This is a genomic window from Bacteroides sp. OF03-11BH (assembly GCF_003604005.1).
GTDB lineage: Bacteria > Bacteroidota > Bacteroidia > Bacteroidales > Bacteroidaceae > Bacteroides > Bacteroides ovatus.
Map to the genome: position 1 here is coordinate 41,946 of NZ_QTMW01000029.1, position 17,464 is coordinate 59,409.

Sequence of the window (17,464 nt, forward strand, 5' to 3'; positions counted from 1 at the left end):
TAAATAAAATGATGAATTGGAAACAACTAATATCAGCGAAACGTTTCGGGATGGAAGAATTCCACGAAGAACGACAGGAAAACCGATCCGAATTCCAACGGGACTATGACCGTCTCATTTTTTCGGCTCCTTTCCGCAGATTACAGAACAAGACGCAAGTATTCCCTCTTCCGGGCAGCGTTTTTGTACATAACCGACTTACGCACAGTCTCGAAGTAGCCAGCGTTGGCCGTTCACTCGGGGACGATGTTGCCAAAGCACTTCTGGAACGTCATCCGGAACTTCAAGATTCTTTTCTGCCGGAGATTGGTTCTATCGTCTCGGCCGCTTGCCTGGCACACGATTTGGGTAATCCGCCCTTCGGTCATTCAGGTGAAAAGGCTATTTCTACCTTTTTCTCTGAAGGAAAAGGAGTTCGTCTGAAAGAAAAGCAGCCGAACGGCGAGCAACTGTCTCCGATGGAATGGGAAGATTTGACACATTTTGAAGGAAATGCAAATGCGTTCCGAATACTGACACATCAGTTTGAAGGACGTCGCAAAGGCGGATTCGTCCTGACATACACCACTCTGGCTTCTATCGTAAAATATCCCTTTTCATCGAGCCTTGCAAGAACCAAATCGAAGTTTGGATTCTTCGTCAGCGAAGAAGAAAGTTTCCAAAAAATAGCAACTGAATTAGGACTGACCTTGCTCAACGAGCATCCTTTGAAGTATGCACGCCACCCACTAGTCTATTTAGTGGAAGCGGCAGACGATATTTGCTATCAGATGATGGATATTGAGGATGCATATAAACTGAAGATTCTCACCACTGAAGAAACCAAAGAACTATTAATGACCTATTTCAGCGAAGAGCGACAAGAACATCTCCGGAAAACATTCCTGATTGTCAATGATGTCAACGAGCAAATCGCCTACCTGCGTTCTTCCGTCATCGGTTTATTGATCCGGGAGTGTACCCGTGTCTTTTTAGATCATGAACAAGAAATACTGTCCGGCACGTTCGAAGGATCACTAATCAAGCGCATAGCCGAGCGTCCGGCAGCAGCCTATAAACACAGCGTCGAAGTATCTATCAATAAAATCTACCGTTCACGGGACGTACTGGATGTTGAACTGGCGGGATTCCGCATCATCAGCACCCTGCTCGAATTGATGATAGATGCCGTAACCTCACCCGAAAAGACTTATTCCAAACTCCTGATCGACCGGGTTTCCAGTCAATACAATATAAAAGCGCCCGTACTCTATGAAAGAATACAGGCGGTACTTGACTATATATCGGGAATGACCGACGTCTTTGCTCTTGATCTTTATCGTAAAATTAACGGGAACAGTCTGCCTGCGGTGTAACCACTTTAGGAGTAAACACTTCTTCCCCTTCACAAGAAGACAATCTCAACGCATCCGGATGGCTTTCAATAAACGTCTGGATGTGTCGAATTCGTTTATCTTCAAGAATTTCGTCTACAGCAATCAGGATACCGGTTTCTTCCACATCACCGAACTCGTAATTGACAGCTGTTCCGAACATACGCATCGTAGGGCTTAAGCTCATATACGCATTTACCAACGGAGGAATATTATAGCCCAACTTACGGATTTCACAATTCAATATCTTATAGTCCTCTTTAAAAGTATTCTTGCAGAACAATGCGTTCAACTCTTCTTCGGAAGTCTCAAGTTGCAGAGGTTCAATCGGAGTAACAAGCTTCTCTTGGTCATAAAAATGTTTCTTGAGGAAATGAAGAATCATATCACGGCCACGACGATGGTAGCTAGGATACATGGTCACCTTGCCAAAGAAATACTTCACATTCGGCATAACCACGGTCAACGCTCCCAACCCATCCCACAGATTATCCAAAGCGAACAATCCTTTGCTTCCGGCACGGGTAGACTGATATTCAAGCGTAACAAACGAACGCCCCAGCTCAATTGTCTGCGGCAGGTATTCTTTAATAAAAGCATCAGAAAAATGAAACATGTGGGAAGTAGCCAGAATTGGCGCGCCTTTTTCATCAAAACGCACGTCCGTACCAAGCAGATACCGATAACCGCCCAGAATTTCTTCCGCTTCCGGATTCCATACGATCAACTGCTTGTAGGGGTGCTCCATCGTGTCGTATTCATCAATATCCATTGACAGACCTGTACCTCCACCAGCAGCACGGAAAGCTATTTCACGCAAACGACCAATCTCTCTCATCACATTAGGAGCATTCTGATGAGTAATAATATAAATCTGATTATTACTCTTATTCGTCATTCGTAAGCGTCTGTCTTCCGTCAATTCTGCCTTTAGCAGTTCTTTGCTTACCGGTTTAATAATCTCTTCCATATTCCTTGTTATAGTTGTTCTATCAGTTACAGTTTATAAACAATATCCTTTACGTATTCAGCCCACTGCGCAGGAGTTTTCGATTTATCAAAAGTCTGCCAGGGTATAGGTTTGCCAAAAGTGACAGTAAAAGTTTTGTGGCGATTCTTAAACATTTCATCCGCAAGATACAACATAGCAATGTTAAACTTAATGCCCAGTGCCTTGCAAACATTTGCCAGATTGTAAAAGAAGTCAGAATTCCTGCCCCCAAAATGCACGGGTATTACATCACGTTTTGCTTGTATGCTCTTTACTACAAATGTCTTTTTCCATTCCAGGTCGCGAATCACTCCATTCTGACGGCGCGAGCACAGTCCGGCAGGAAACATAATCAGCTGATCGTCGGACTGGAATCCGGCTTCCACCATCTTCGGAAAGTCCTTTGCCTGCTTGCCGGTTTTATTAATAGGTATGCAAAGGGGAGCCAACCCGCGTAGATTCATCAATAGATCATTCACCAGGTATTTCACCTTCCCCTCATAGTGCTTTCCTAACACATAACCAAGCGCAACACCATCCTGTCCACCTAACGGATGATTGGACACAAAAGTATACAATCCATCCTTAGGCAAATTCTCAATGCCTTTTATGTCCACTTTCGCATCCAAAAAGCCCATACATGCCTCCAGAAAGTCCACACCCAATCTATCCTTCGACTCATTCAGGAATACATTAATTTCATCCTGATGAACAATTTTCTTCAGATAAGAAACCACGAATTTAGGGATGTACTTATAATGCTTCGGAGCCTTTGTCCGAAGTATCTTATCGACATCAATCAAAAATAAAGAGTCATCAGTCATTCTTTTCAAATAAAAATGATGGCACAAAATTAACGGTTCTTTTTTATTAATCGCAATAATTTGGTAGAAAATGCAGGATTTAAGTTCAGAACATAAAAAAACACCACCCAAAAACTATCAAAAATGACCTAAAAACTATCCGCGGATAGTTTTCGGGTAAAAAAACGTCAGTTTTTCCCCTACCGGGTTTCAAAAATTCATGTAAACTTGCAACAATAACAAACGAATATTCACCTTTAAAAAGCAACACATTATGAAAAGTTTAAGCTTCAGAAAAGACTTAGTAGGAGTACAAGATGAATTACTACGCTTCGCTTATAAACTGACAACTGACCGTGAAGAAGCAAACGATTTGTTGCAGGAGACATCATTAAAAGCATTAGATAATGAAGATAAATATACCCCTGATACAAATTTCAAAGGATGGATGTATACCATCATGCGCAATATATTCATAAACAACTACCGCAAGGTAGTCCGCGACCAGACATTCATCGACCAGACTGATAATCTTTATCATCTGAATTTGCCACAGGATGGAAGTTCTGAAAATACAGAAAGAGCATACGACCTGAAAGAGATGCACCGTGTAGTTAACAAACTCCCCAAAGAATACAGAGTTCCGTTTGCGATGCACGTTTCAGGATTCAAATACCGTGAAATTGCGGAAAAACTGAACCTCCCGTTGGGTACAGTGAAAAGCCGTATTTTCTTCACGCGCCAGAAATTACAGGAAGAGTTGAAAGACTTCCGCTAAACCTTAACTATATAAAACTTAGTGATTTTGAATCACATATTTCTTTAATGCAGATTTTTAGTTTTGATAATGATTAAAAGGCAGAAATACTCCGGTATATTCTGCCTTTTCTTTTATTGCGAAGATTAGTTGTCCGACACCCGGGTGTCAGCACATACAACACCCGGGTCTCAACCTATCTGACACCCGGGTGTCGGGTGCACTGAGACCCGGGTGTCAGATAAACCTCTATTGCATGAAAAAGAATCTCTCCCACCACATTATTTAAATTTTACCTATACAGACATTTTTTCCATTCTACGCCCACGGGCTCCCCACCAGTAAAGCATTCTCGAAGGCATATCATTTTCAAGCAAATAGACATTTAACATTCTGTTGAAAACTTCTCTGAAAGTTTTTTATGGAAAGTTGTGGGGAATTGTGGGGAATTTCATACTTTTACGGTCGCTTATTATAATAAGGTAATGATACGTTTTTTAGGAAATATTGAAGCCAGGGCGGACGCCAAAGGAAGGGTGTTCATACCCGCCACCTTCAGGAAGCAATTACAAGCCGCTTCCGAAGAGAGGCTTATTATGCGTAAAGACGTATTTCAAGACTGTTTAACCCTATACCCCGAGAGCGTGTGGAACGAGGAGTTGAACGAGCTACGTAGTAGACTTAACAAATGGAATAGCAAACACCAACTTATTTTCAGGCAATTCGTGAGCGACGTTGAAATAGTGACACCTGATAGCAACGGGCGCATATTAATTCCGAAACGGTATTTACAGATTTGCAGTATCCATGGGGATATTCGCTTTATCGGCATCGATAACAAGATAGAGATCTGGGCGAAAGAACGGGCAGAACAGCCTTTCATGTCACCCGAAGAGTTCGGTGCAGCATTAGAAGAAATTATGAACGATGATAATAGACAAGATGGAGAAAGATGAATTGACATATCACGTACCTGTATTGCTGAAAGAAAGCGTTGACGGTATGAATATCCAACCGGATGGAACGTATGTAGACGTTACATTCGGAGGAGCGGGACATTCGCGCGAGATCCTTTCACGGCTCGGAGAAGGCGGACGTTTGCTAGGATTCGACCAGGACGAGGACGCTGAACGGAACATTGTCAACGATACTCATTTCATCTTCGTGCGCAGTAACTTCCGCTATCTGCACAACTTCCTGCGTTATCACGACATCGAACAGGTAGACGCGATCCTGGCCGACCTCGGCGTATCTTCCCATCATTTCGATGATAGCGAACGTGGCTTCTCCTTCCGTTTTGACGGGGCACTGGATATGCGTATGAACAAGCGTGCCGGTATGACAGCAGCAGATATCGTGAATACTTATGATGAAGAACGTCTTGCAAACATCCTCTACCTGTACGGGGAACTAAAGAATAGCCGCAAACTGGCTTCTGTCATCGTTAAAGCCAGAAGCGGACAGAATATCCGGACCATCGGTGAGTTTTTGGAAATCATCAAACCGCTTTTCGGTCGTGAACGCGAAAAGAAAGAGCTGGCAAAGGTGTTCCAGGCACTACGAATTGAAGTAAACCAAGAGATGGAGGCGTTGAAGGAGATGTTGCTGGCTGCTACGGAGGCATTAAAGCCGGGCGGCAGACTGGTAGTTATCACCTATCATTCGCTGGAAGACCGAATGGTGAAAAACATCATGAAGACAGGCAATGTAGAAGGAAAAGCGGAAACCGACTTCTTCGGCAATCTGCAAACGCCTTTCCGCCTTGTCAACAATAAGGTAATCGTTCCCGACGAGGCAGAAATAGAACGAAACCCGCGGTCGAGAAGTGCCAAATTACGAATTGCAGAAAAGAAATAAAAAGATATGGAAGAAGAAGTAGTAAACAAGAAAGCAGAAGAGGACAAGAAGAAAAAACGTACCTCACTGAAGAGTATTCTGGGTGGAGACATTCTGGCTACCGATTTTTTCCGCCGTCAAACGAAGTTGCTGGTACTTATCATGGTATTCATCATCTTCTACATTCACAATCGTTATGCCAGTCAACAACAACAGATCGAAATAGACCGGCTGAAACAAGAATTGATAGACATTAAATACGATGCACTGACTCGCAGCTCAGAGCTGATGGAAAAGAGCCGCCAGTCACGCATTGAAGATTATATATCGAGTAAGGAAAGCGATTTGCAAACATCAACCAATCCTCCTTACCTTATTAAATAGATGATAGTGGATAGTTGATAAATGATAGTTAAGCGTTTAAAAGACAAATACTGTGGCAGTTAATAAAAAGAACATAATGACCCGTTACTTCTTCGTCATCCTGTTGATGGCGTTGATAGGAGTAGCTATTGTTGTAAAAGCAGGCATCACCATGTTTGCCGAACGACAATACTGGCAGGATGTGGCTGACCGTTTCGTAAAAGAGAATGTGACGGTAAAACCTAATCGTGGAAACATTATTTCTTCTGACGGTAAACTGATGGCCAGCTCTCTGCCCGAGTACAGAATATATATGGACTTTATGTCCGGTGAAAAGGATGAAAAACGCAGGCAGAAAGATCAGGCACGCCGGGATTCCATCCTCAATGCCAATATGGATTCAATCTGTATCGGACTTCACAAGATATTCCCGGACAAGAGTGCGGCTCAATTCAAGGCACACCTCAAAAAAGGACGCCAGGCAAAAAGCCGCAATTATCTGATTTATCCGAAACGTATCTCCTATATACAATATAAAGAGGTAAAGAGACTGCCTGTATTCTGCTTGAACCGGTATAAAGGCGGATTCAAGGAACAAGCTTACAATCAGCGTAAGAAACCGTTCGGTTCACTGGCTGCCCGTACACTGGGAGATGTGTATGCAGACACAGCCAAAGGAGCGAGAAATGGTATCGAACTTGCTTTCGACACCATCCTGAAAGGGCGGGACGGATTGACACACCGTCAGAAGGTGATGAACAAATACCTGAACATTGTCGATGTGCCACCAGTTGATGGTTGCGATCTGATTAGTACTATCGATGTAGGTATGCAGGATATTTGCGAGAAGGCGTTGGTGGATAAGCTGAAAGAGCTGAATGCGAGCGTGGGTGTGGTGGTATTGATGGAGGTAAGTACCGGAGAAGTGAAAGCCATCGTCAACATGATGCAAGGCAAAGACGGTGAGTACTACGAAATGCGCAACAATGCTATTAGTGATATGCTCGAACCGGGGTCTACTTTCAAAACGGCCTCTATCATGGTAGCTCTTGAAGACGGAAAGATCACGCCGGACTATGTGGTAGATACCGGCAACGGCCAGATGCCGATGTATGGACGTGTCATGAAAGACCATAACTGGCATCGCGGAGGATATGGAAAGCTGACTGTTACGGAAATTCTAGGGGTTTCGTCCAATGTGGGTACCTCTTATATTATAGACCATTTCTACGGCAGCAACCCGCAGAAATTTGTAGACGGGTTGAAACGGATGAGCATCGACCAGCCGTTACACCTGCAGATTGCGGGAGAAGGAAAACCGAATATACGCGGCCCGAAAGAACGTTATTTTGCAAAGACAACATTGCCGTGGATGAGTATCGGCTACGAGACACAGGTTCCACCGATCAATATTCTCACATTCTATAATGGGATAGCCAACAACGGAGTCACCGTGCGTCCGAAGTTTGTCAAAGCTGCCATGAAGGACGGGGAAGTAGTGAAAGAATATCCGACAGAGGTAATCAATCCCAAGATTTGTTCGGATAAGACTTTGGCACAGATCCGTGAGATTCTCCGAAAAGTGGTTGGTGAAGGACTTGCCAAACCTGCGGGAAGCAAGCAGTTCCACGTTTCAGGAAAAACAGGAACGGCGCAGATTTCACAGGGAGCAGCCGGATACAAAACGGGAAGAACAAATTATCTGGTTAGTTTCTGCGGGTATTTCCCGTCAGAAGCACCTAAATATAGCATGATTGTCTCTATCCAGAAACCGGGATTACCGGCTTCGGGAGGTTTAATGGCAGGTAGTGTGTTCAGCAAGATTGCAGAAAGGGTGTATGCCAAAGACTTGCGGTTACCGCTGACCAATGCGATTGATACTAATTCCGTAGTCATTCCGAATGTAAAAGCCGGAGAGATGCGCGAAGCGCAACGAGTATTGGAAGAGCTGCAGATTAACGTACAAGGCAAAATCGCTGATTCGGGCAAAGAGGTTTGGGGAAATACCCATTCTGCCCCACAAGCTGTGGTTCTTGAGAGCCGGAGCAATATGCAGAATTTTGTACCGAGTGTGATAGGTATGGGAGCGAAAGACGCTGTGTACTTGTTGGAAAGCAAAGGATTGAAAGTCAATCTGGTCGGCGTAGGCAAAGTAAAAAGCCAGTCGATAGCCAACGGAACGATTGTTAAGAAGGGACAGACAGTGACGCTTACGCTTAATTAAAAATTAAAGATTAAAAATTGAATAGAGTGATGTTATTAAATGAGTTACTGAAAGCAATCCAACCGGTAGAGGTAGCCGGAGATTCAAACATAGAAATCACCGGTGTCAACATAGACTCCCGTCTAGTGGAAGCCGGACAGCTATTCATGGCAATGCGTGGCACACAAGCCGACGGCCATGCTTATATACCTGCTGCCATCGCAAAAGGAGCAATCGCCATCCTTTGCGAGGATATGCCGGAAGAACCTGTAGCGGGGATCACCTATGTACGAGTAAAAGACAGCGAAGATGCGGTAGGAAAGATTGCCACTACCTTCTACGGAGACCCGACTTCCAAGTTGGAACTGGTCGGCGTTACCGGGACGAACGGAAAAACAACGATCGCTACCTTATTATATAATACATTCCGTTATTTCGGCTATAAGGTGGGATTGATTTCTACCGTTTGCAATTACATCGATGATGAATCAATTCCGACAGAACATACTACTCCTGATCCAATCACGTTGAACTGTTTGTTGGGACGGATGGCAGATGAAGGATGCAAATATGCTTTCATGGAAGTCAGCTCCCACTCGATTGCACAGAAACGTATCAGTGGACTAAAGTTTGCAGGAGGGATCTTTACCAATCTGACCCGCGACCATCTCGACTATCATAAAACAGTAGAGAACTATCTGAAAGCGAAGAAGAAATTCTTTGACGATCTGCCGAAAAATGCATTCAGCCTGACCAATCTGGACGATAAAAACGGACTGGTAATGACGCAGAACACACGTTCGAAGGTCTATACTTATTCATTGAGAAGTCTTAGCGACTTTAAAGGACGGGTATTAGAGTCTCATTTCGAAGGGATGCTGCTCGACTTCAACAATCATGAACTGGCAGTTCAGTTTATCGGAAAGTTCAATGCTTCCAATTTATTGGCGGTATTCGGGGCGGCAGTTCTGTTAGGTAAGAAAGAGGAAGAGGTGCTTGTAGCTCTTAGCACACTTCATCCGGTAGCCGGACGCTTCGATGCGGTCCGCTCACCGCAGGGAATTACGGCGATTGTTGATTATGCACATACCCCGGATGCTCTCATTAATGTACTGAACGCTATTCATGGAGTGCTTGAAGGAAAAGGAAAAGTGATTACCGTGGTAGGCGCCGGCGGTAACCGCGACAAGGGCAAACGCCCCATCATGGCAAAGGAAGCTGCCAAAGCGAGTGACCGCGTCATCATCACTTCCGACAATCCGCGCTTTGAAGAGCCGCAAGACATCATCAATGACATGCTTGCCGGACTGGATGCGGAAGATATGAAGAAAACACTAAGCATTGCCGACCGTAAAGAAGCAATTCGCACGGCTTGTATGCTGGCAGAGAAAGGAGATGTAATTCTCGTTGCCGGAAAAGGACATGAGAATTACCAGGAGATAAAAGGAGTGAAACATCATTTTGATGACAAAGAAGTACTTAAAGAAATTTTTAAATAATGAATAGACTGTGCTAATATGCCGACCGGCTTCGTTATCTATCCGACAGCAACCGGCATAACAACACATCAATAAATTGGCAAATTATTTATGTTATACTATCTATTTGAATGGCTACATAAGCTCAATTTTCCAGGAGCGGGAATGTTCGGATATACTTCATTCCGTGCTTTGATGGCGGTTATCCTCGCATTACTTATTTCAAGTATCTGGGGAGATAAGTTCATCAACCTACTCAAAAGGAAACAAATCACAGAAACGCAGCGTGATGCTAAAACCGACCCGTTTGGCGTCAATAAAGTAGGCGTGCCGAGCATGGGTGGCGTTATCATCATTGTAGCCATCCTGATACCTTGTTTATTGTTAGGTAAACTGCATAATATATATATGATACTGATGCTAATCACTACTATATGGTTGGGATCACTCGGATTTGCAGACGACTATATCAAAATCTTCAAAAGAGACAAGGAAGGTTTGCATGGTAAATTCAAAATCATCGGGCAGGTTGGTTTAGGTTTAATTGTCGGCATGACTTTGTACCTAAGTCCGGACGTAGTGATCCGTGAAAATATCGAAGTGCATAATCCGGGAAGGGAGATGGAAGTGATACACGGAACGAATGACCTGAAATCTACCCAGACAACGATTCCTTTTTTCAAGAGCAACAACCTTGATTATGCCGATCTGGTTTCGTTCATGGGAGAACATGCGCAAACAGCCGGATGGATATTGTTCGTCATTGTCACAATCATTGTGGTTACCGCCGTATCAAACGGCGCCAATCTGAATGACGGTATGGACGGAATGGCAGCCGGGAACTCGGCAATTATCGGTGCAACGTTGGGGGTACTGGCCTATGTATCATCGCATATCGAATTTGCAGGCTACCTGAACATCATGTATATTCCGGGCTCGGAAGAACTCGTAATCTATATCTGCGCCTTTATCGGTGCACTGATAGGTTTCTTATGGTACAACGCCTATCCGGCACAAGTATTTATGGGAGATACAGGCAGTCTTACTATTGGCGGTATTATCGCAGTGTTTGCCATCATCATCCACAAAGAGTTGCTGATACCGATTCTTTGCGGTGTATTCCTGGTAGAAAACCTGTCGGTAATCCTGCAACGGGCTTATTATAAGGCGGGAAAACGAAAAGGTGTGAAACAGCGATTGTTCAAGCGTACACCGATTCACGATCACTTCCGCACTTCGATGAGCCTGATTGAACCGGGATGCACGGTGAAATTCACCAAACCCGACCAACTGTTTCATGAATCAAAGATTACCGTCCGGTTCTGGATTGTAACGATTGTATTGGCAGCAATAACGATTATAACGCTTAAAATAAGATAACCGGCAAGGTGCCGGAGCCAAGTTTCCATACGGAAAACAAGTTTTATAGATAGAGAGTATTAACCCGATTATTAACCTTTAAAGATGTGCACAGCTAATAGATAAATCAATCAATTAGAAAATAAGGGCACATTATTGTAGATGAAAAGAATAGTAATTTTAGGAGCTGGCGAAAGCGGCGCAGGTGCAGCCGTACTCGCTAAAGTCAAAGGATTTGAGACGTTTGTTTCGGACATGTCCGCTATCAAGGACAAGTATAAGGAACTTCTCGACAGCCATCAGATTGCCTGGGAAGAAGGACACCATACCGAAGAACTCATTCTGAATGCCGACGAGGTTATCAAAAGCCCCGGTATCCCGAATGATGCCCCGATCATCCTGAAACTGAAAGCTCAAGGCACACCGGTGATCTCCGAGATAGAGTTTGCCGGACGCTATACTGATGCCAAAATGATCTGTATTACAGGTTCTAACGGGAAGACCACAACGACTTCCCTGATCTACCATATTTTCAAAAGCGCAGGTCTGAACGTAGGTTTGGCAGGCAACATCGGCAAAAGCCTTGCTTTGCAGGTAGCCGAAGATTACCACGATTACTATATTATCGAACTTAGCTCTTTCCAGCTGGATAATATGTATAACTTCCGTGCGAACATCGCCGTATTGATGAACATCACTCCAGACCATCTTGATCGCTACGACCATTGTATGCAGAATTACATCGACGCTAAATTCCGCATCACCCAAAACCAAACACCGGACGATGCTTTCATCTTCTGGAACGATGACCCTATCATCAGACAGGAACTGGCAAAACATGGTCTGAAAGCTCACTTGTATCCTTTTGCCGCTGTAAAAGAGGATGGAGCGATTGCATACGTAGAAGATCACGAAGTGAAAATCACCGAACCGATTGCCTTCAACATGGAGCAAGAGGAACTGGCCCTGACAGGACAACACAACCTGTACAACTCTTTAGCCGCCGGTATCTCGGCAAACCTTGCCGGCATTGCCAAAGAAAACATCCGCAAAGCCCTCTCCGATTTCAAGGGAGTGGAACATCGGTTGGAAAAGGTGGCACGTGTGCGCGGAATTGATTTTATTAACGACTCTAAAGCCACGAATGTCAACTCCTGCTGGTATGCCCTGCAAAGCATGACTACCAAAACGGTATTGATTCTCGGTGGTAAAGATAAAGGAAACGACTATACTGAAATTGAAGACCTGGTACGCGAAAAATGTTCAGCACTGGTATATCTGGGACTTCATAACGAAAAGCTTCACGAATTCTTCGACCGTTTCGGTCTGCCGGTAGCCGATGTGCAAACCGGAATGAAAGATGCCGTAGAAGCAGCCTATGAACTGGCAAAGAAAGGTGAAACGGTATTATTAAGTCCTTGCTGCGCTTCTTTCGACCTCTTCAAGAGTTACGAAGACCGTGGCGACCAATTTAAAGAATGTGTCCGTGCCCTTTAATTTCTAATTATTAATTTTTAAATTCTGCAAGATTGGATTTATTAAAGAACATATTCAAAGGTGACAAGGTAATCTGGATTATCTTCCTCTGTCTCTGCCTCATCTCGATCATCGAGGTGTTTTCGGCAGCGTCGACGCTGACTTACAAAAGTGGCGACCATTGGGGGCCGATTACGCAACACTCCATCATCCTGATGGTGGGAGCTGTGGTAGTCGTATTTCTGCATAATGTTCCCTACAAATGGTTCCAGGTATTTCCGGTCTTTCTATATCCGGTATCTCTGGTTCTACTGGCATTTGTCACGCTGATGGGCATCATCACAGGCGACCGTGTCAACGGGGCCGCCCGTTGGATGACCTTTATGGGATTGCAATTCCAGCCATCGGAATTGGCAAAGATGGCGGTAATCATTGCCGTCTCATTCATCCTGTCCAAAAGGCAGGACGAATATGGGGCCAATCCGAATGCCTTTAAATATATCATGATCCTCACCGGACTGGTATTCCTGCTCATCGCACCGGAAAACCTTTCGACAGCAATGCTGCTGTTCGGAGTGGTATGTATGATGATGTTCATCGGACGGGTATCTTCCAAGAAACTGTTCGGGATGTTGGGGATATTGGGGCTTGTAGGCGGTGTTGCCGTAGGCATACTGATGGCTATTCCCGCCAAAACACTGCACAACACTCCGGGACTTCACCGTTTCGAAACGTGGCAGAATCGTGTTTCCGGTTTCTTTGAGAAAGAAGAAGTGCCGGCAGCCAAATTTGATATTGACAAAGACGCACAGATTGCACACGCGCGAATCGCTATTGCTACCAGCCATGTAGTAGGCAAAGGTCCGGGAAACTCGATACAACGTGACTTCCTTAGCCAGGCATTCTCCGATTTTATCTTCGCGATTGTGATTGAAGAAATGGGATTGGTAGGAGGAATATTTGTGGTGTTCCTCTATTTATGGCTGCTGATGCGAGCCGGACGAATTGCCCAGAAGTGCGAGCGAACCTTCCCCGCCTTTCTCGTCATGGGTATTGCGCTGTTGTTGGTATCACAGGCAATACTGAATATGATGGTTGCCGTCGGGTTATTCCCTGTCACAGGACAGCCCCTGCCTCTGGTCAGCAAAGGAGGTACAAGTACGTTAATCAACTGCGCTTATATCGGAATGATATTAAGCGTAAGCCGATATACCGCTCATCTGGAAGAACAGAAAGCGCACGATGCACAGATCCAACTGCAAATAGAGGCGGATGCCGCAGCCAATTCGGAAGCACAGGCCGCAGCCGAACCGACAGCGCAGATTCTGAACAGCGACGCCAAATTTGAAGATGAGCATGATAGCAGAAACAATGAACGGTAAATGTTGAGAAAGGACAGAAGAAAACAGAATGATGGAAAAAGAACTTAGAATTATCATCAGCGGTGGAGGAACAGGAGGACATATCTTTCCTGCCGTCTCTATCGCAAACGCTATAATAGAGCTACGCCCCGACGCAGAAATTCTCTTTGTAGGCGCTGAAGGACGTATGGAAATGCAACGGGTTCCCGATGCAGGCTACCGGATTATCGGACTTCCGATAGCCGGATTCGACCGCAAACATTTATGGAAAAATGTATCCGTATTGATTAAACTGATGCGCAGCCAATGGAAAGCGCGCAAAGTAATCAAAAACTTCCGCCCGCAAGTGGCGGTAGGTGTAGGCGGATATGCAAGCGGGCCAACACTAAAGACTGCCGGAATGATGGGAGTCCCCACATTAATCCAGGAGCAAAACTCGTATGCCGGAGTAACTAATAAACTCCTGGCACAGAAAGCTCGTAAGATTTGTGTAGCTTATGACGGAATGGAAAAGTTCTTCCCCGCCGACAAGATCATCATGACGGGTAATCCCGTCCGCCAGAACCTGACAAAGGATATGCCGTCAAAAGAAGAAGCGCTAGGTTCTTTCCACTTACAGTCCGGCAAAAAGACAATCCTGATTGTAGGTGGCAGCTTGGGTGCACGCACCATCAACAACACGCTGACAGCCAGTCTGACAACCATCAAGGAAAACACGGACGTGCAGTTTATCTGGCAAACGGGCAAATACTATTACCCGCAAGTAACAGAAGCCGTAAAAGCGGCAGGAGCACTTCCGAATTTATATGTAACGGATTTCATCAAAGATATGGCAGCCGCTTATGCAGCAGCCGATCTGGTTATCTCCCGTGCGGGAGCAGGTTCCATTTCTGAATTCTGCCTGCTACACAAACCTGTTATCTTAGTGCCCTCGCCCAACGTGGCAGAAGATCACCAGACGAAGAACGCCTTAGCGTTGGTGAACAAACAGGCAGCTATCTACGTCAAAGACAGTGAAGCGGAAACCACTTTGATGGACGTAGCCCTGTCCACCGTCAACGACGAGCAGAAACAGAAAGAACTAACAGAGAATATCGCTAAACTGGCTTTACCCGATTCAGCGAGAATCATCGCACAAGAGGTCATTAAGCTGGCGGAAGCAAAGAACAGATAAATGGACGATCGGATTACGCAGATTGAAGTAACGGCACAATGCCCGTATCAAACAACGTAATCTGCACTAAAATAAAAAGACAGAAGAAATGAATATAGAAACGATAAAATCAGTCTATTTCGTAGGTGCCGGCGGCATCGGTATGAGCGCACTTGTACGCTACTTCCTTTTCAAAGGAAAGGTAGTGGCAGGATATGACCGTACTCCTACTCCATTGACTGAAACGCTAATCTCCGAAGGCGCACAAATACATTATGAAGAAAACGTCGACCTGATTCCCGAAGCCTGCAAAGACAAGGAAAGTACGTTAGTCATATACACTCCGGCCGTTCCGCAGGAACACGAAGAACTCGTTTATTTCCGTAACAACGGATTCGAAATACAGAAACGCGCCCAAGTATTGGGAACAATTACCCACTCGAGCAAAGGTCTGTGTGTGGCAGGCACTCACGGGAAAACAACCACATCGACTATGACAGCTCATCTGTTCCACCAGTCGCACGTGGAATGTACCGCTTTTCTCGGAGGAATCTCAAAGAATTACGGCACCAACCTACTGCTCTCTCAAGCAAGCCCTTACACAGTGATTGAAGCGGATGAATTCGACCGTTCTTTCCATTGGCTGTCACCCTATATGACCGTAATCACGTCTACCGACCCCGATCATCTGGACATCTACGGAACAGAGCAAGCCTACCTGGAAAGTTTCGAACATTACACCACGCTAATCCAACCGGGTGGCGCACTGATTATCCGCAAAGGCATCTCTCTGCAACCCAAAGTGCAGCCGGGCGTTCGTGTCTACACTTACTCACGTGACGAAGGCGACTTCCATGCAGAAAACATCCGTATCGGAAACGGAGAGATATTCATCGACTTTGTTGCTCCGGACACCCGTATCAACGACATCCAACTGGGAATTCCGGTAAGCATCAACATAGAGAACGGCGTAGCCGCCATGGCATTGGCACACCTCAACGGGGTGACCGATGAAGAAATTAAAAGAGGTATGGCAAGTTTCCGAGGAGTAGACCGCCGGTTCGACTTCAAACTCAAGAACGACCGGATTGTCTTTCTAAGTGACTACGCACACCACCCCTCTGAAATCAAACAGAGCGTGTTGTCTATGCGCGAACTTTACAAGGACAAGAAGATCACAGCCATCTTCCAGCCTCATCTCTATACCCGCACCCGCGACTTCTATCAGGATTTTGCCGATAGCCTGTCGCTACTCGACGAAGTGATTCTGGTAGACATCTACCCGGCACGTGAAGCACCAATTCCGGGCGTCACCAGCAAACTGATTTATGATAATCTCCGTCCGGGTATCGAAAAAAGTATGTGCAAAAAGGAAGAGATACTGAACATTCTGAAAGATAAAAACATTGAAGTATTAATTACTTTAGGAGCCGGAGACATCGATAACTATGTCCCCGAAATAAAGGAACTATTAGAAAAAAGATAAATGAATAATCATCCGGCAGCCTGTCCGAAACAGTGCAAGCATTTTAATCTTTAATTTTTGATTATGATTAAAAGAATCCTTCTATCCATCGTCATGCTGGTGCTCATAGCTTACCTTGCCGTAGCTATCACCGCTTTCAACCGCAAGCCTGCCGACCAGACCTGCCGTGACATGGAATTGGTTATCAAGGATACCGCATACGCTGGCTTCATCACCAAAGAAGAGCTGAAAGGTATCCTTCAGCAGAAAGGGATCTACCCCATCGGGAAGAAGATGGAACGCATCTCCACCAAGTCACTGGAACGGGAGCTAAGCAAACATCCGTTGATTGACGAAGCCGAATGCTACAAAACACCCAGCGGCAAAGTGTGCGTGGAAGTGACACAACGTATTCCTATCCTCCGGGTCATGAGCGCCAACGGCCAAAACTACTACCTTGACAACAAAGGAACTATCATGCCACCGGAAGCAAAATGCGTCGCTCACCGGGTAATTGTCACCGGAAACGTAGAAAAGTCGTTTGCAATGAAGGATTTATATAAGTTTGGTGTATTTTTGCATAATAATAAATTCTGGGACGCCCAGATAGAGCAGATCCATGTGTTGCCCGACCAGAACATCGAATTGGTGCCGCGTGTGGGAGACCATCTGGTCTATCTCGGAAAACTGGAGAACTTTGAAGATAAACTGGCACGTTTGAAGGAGTTCTACAAAAAAGGACTCAACCGGGTAGGCTGGAACAAATATTCACGTATCAATCTCGAATTCAGCAACCAGATTATCTGTACAAAACGAGAGTAGTTGATAAGTGATAGATGATAAGTA

General features: G+C 45.1%; 15 protein-coding genes. 13 read left to right on the forward strand and 2 right to left on the reverse strand.

The window, feature by feature from the left end; genetic code table 11:
* Positions 1–8: 8 nt before the first annotated feature.
* Positions 9–1,355: a deoxyguanosinetriphosphate triphosphohydrolase gene (locus tag DXA54_RS18820; protein ID WP_032846546.1), complete on the forward strand. Its 1,347-nt coding sequence runs from the start codon at positions 9–11 to the stop codon at positions 1,353–1,355.
* Here DXA54_RS18820 and DXA54_RS18825 read toward each other — a convergent pair.
* Entirely contained in the window at positions 1,327–2,343 is a 1,017-nt protein-coding gene (locus tag DXA54_RS18825; protein WP_004309515.1) for a GNAT family N-acetyltransferase, read from the reverse strand. The two genes, DXA54_RS18820 and DXA54_RS18825, sit on opposite strands and share 29 nt — an antisense overlap.
* A gap of 26 nt (positions 2,344–2,369) precedes the next feature.
* Positions 2,370–3,188 carry a 1-acyl-sn-glycerol-3-phosphate acyltransferase gene (locus DXA54_RS18830; protein WP_004324396.1) on the reverse strand — a complete coding sequence of 273 codons (819 nt, stop codon included), beginning with the start codon at positions 3,186–3,188 and terminating at the stop codon, positions 2,370–2,372.
* A gap of 253 nt (positions 3,189–3,441) precedes the next feature.
* On the opposite strand from DXA54_RS18830, the gene DXA54_RS18835 reads away from it, so the two are divergent.
* The 12 genes from DXA54_RS18835 to DXA54_RS18890 all read left to right on the forward strand — a co-directional run bounded on the left by DXA54_RS18835 (position 3,442) and on the right by DXA54_RS18890 (position 17,440).
* Positions 3,442–3,945 (forward strand): RNA polymerase sigma factor, encoded by a 504-nt coding sequence (locus tag DXA54_RS18835; RefSeq protein ID WP_004298201.1) that lies wholly within the window; start codon positions 3,442–3,444, stop codon positions 3,943–3,945.
* Between the two features lie 464 nt (positions 3,946–4,409).
* Entirely contained in the window at positions 4,410–4,880 is a 471-nt protein-coding gene (gene mraZ / locus DXA54_RS18840; RefSeq protein ID WP_004307337.1) for a division/cell wall cluster transcriptional repressor MraZ, read from the forward strand.
* Positions 4,867–5,781 (forward strand): 16S rRNA (cytosine(1402)-N(4))-methyltransferase RsmH, encoded by a 915-nt coding sequence (gene rsmH / locus DXA54_RS18845; RefSeq protein ID WP_004309512.1) that lies wholly within the window; start codon positions 4,867–4,869, stop codon positions 5,779–5,781. The genes mraZ and rsmH overlap by 14 nt, the downstream gene beginning before the upstream one ends.
* A 6-nt stretch (positions 5,782–5,787) precedes the next feature.
* Positions 5,788–6,144: an FtsL-like putative cell division protein gene (locus tag DXA54_RS18850; RefSeq protein WP_008649240.1), complete on the forward strand. Its 357-nt coding sequence runs from the start codon at positions 5,788–5,790 to the stop codon at positions 6,142–6,144.
* 76 nt (positions 6,145–6,220) lie between these two features.
* Complete coding sequence (locus tag DXA54_RS18855; protein ID WP_004307341.1) at positions 6,221–8,347, forward strand: penicillin-binding protein; 2,127 nt, start codon at positions 6,221–6,223, stop codon at positions 8,345–8,347.
* Positions 8,348–8,376: 29 nt separating this feature from the next.
* Positions 8,377–9,825 (forward strand): UDP-N-acetylmuramoyl-L-alanyl-D-glutamate--2,6-diaminopimelate ligase, encoded by a 1,449-nt coding sequence (locus DXA54_RS18860; protein WP_120080369.1) that lies wholly within the window; start codon positions 8,377–8,379, stop codon positions 9,823–9,825.
* 90 nt (positions 9,826–9,915) lie between these two features.
* Positions 9,916–11,184 (forward strand): phospho-N-acetylmuramoyl-pentapeptide-transferase, encoded by a 1,269-nt coding sequence (locus DXA54_RS18865; protein WP_004307345.1) that lies wholly within the window; start codon positions 9,916–9,918, stop codon positions 11,182–11,184.
* Positions 11,185–11,325: 141 nt separating this feature from the next.
* Positions 11,326–12,660: a UDP-N-acetylmuramoyl-L-alanine--D-glutamate ligase gene (gene murD, locus DXA54_RS18870; RefSeq protein ID WP_004307347.1), complete on the forward strand. Its 1,335-nt coding sequence runs from the start codon at positions 11,326–11,328 to the stop codon at positions 12,658–12,660.
* 32 nt (positions 12,661–12,692) lie between these two features.
* On the forward strand, positions 12,693–14,021 hold the full coding sequence (locus tag DXA54_RS18875) for an FtsW/RodA/SpoVE family cell cycle protein (protein WP_004298209.1): 1,329 nt from the start codon (positions 12,693–12,695) through the stop codon (positions 14,019–14,021).
* A gap of 31 nt (positions 14,022–14,052) precedes the next feature.
* Positions 14,053–15,174 (forward strand): undecaprenyldiphospho-muramoylpentapeptide beta-N-acetylglucosaminyltransferase, encoded by a 1,122-nt coding sequence (murG, locus tag DXA54_RS18880; RefSeq protein ID WP_120080377.1) that lies wholly within the window; start codon positions 14,053–14,055, stop codon positions 15,172–15,174.
* 88 nt (positions 15,175–15,262) lie between these two features.
* The gene (murC, locus tag DXA54_RS18885; RefSeq protein WP_008649232.1) at positions 15,263–16,639 is read left to right on the forward strand and encodes a UDP-N-acetylmuramate--L-alanine ligase; all 1,377 of its coding nucleotides are present in this window, start codon (positions 15,263–15,265) and stop codon (positions 16,637–16,639) included.
* A gap of 63 nt (positions 16,640–16,702) precedes the next feature.
* On the forward strand, positions 16,703–17,440 hold the full coding sequence (locus tag DXA54_RS18890) for a cell division protein FtsQ/DivIB (RefSeq protein WP_004298212.1): 738 nt from the start codon (positions 16,703–16,705) through the stop codon (positions 17,438–17,440).
* The last annotated feature ends 24 nt before the right edge of the window (positions 17,441–17,464 follow it).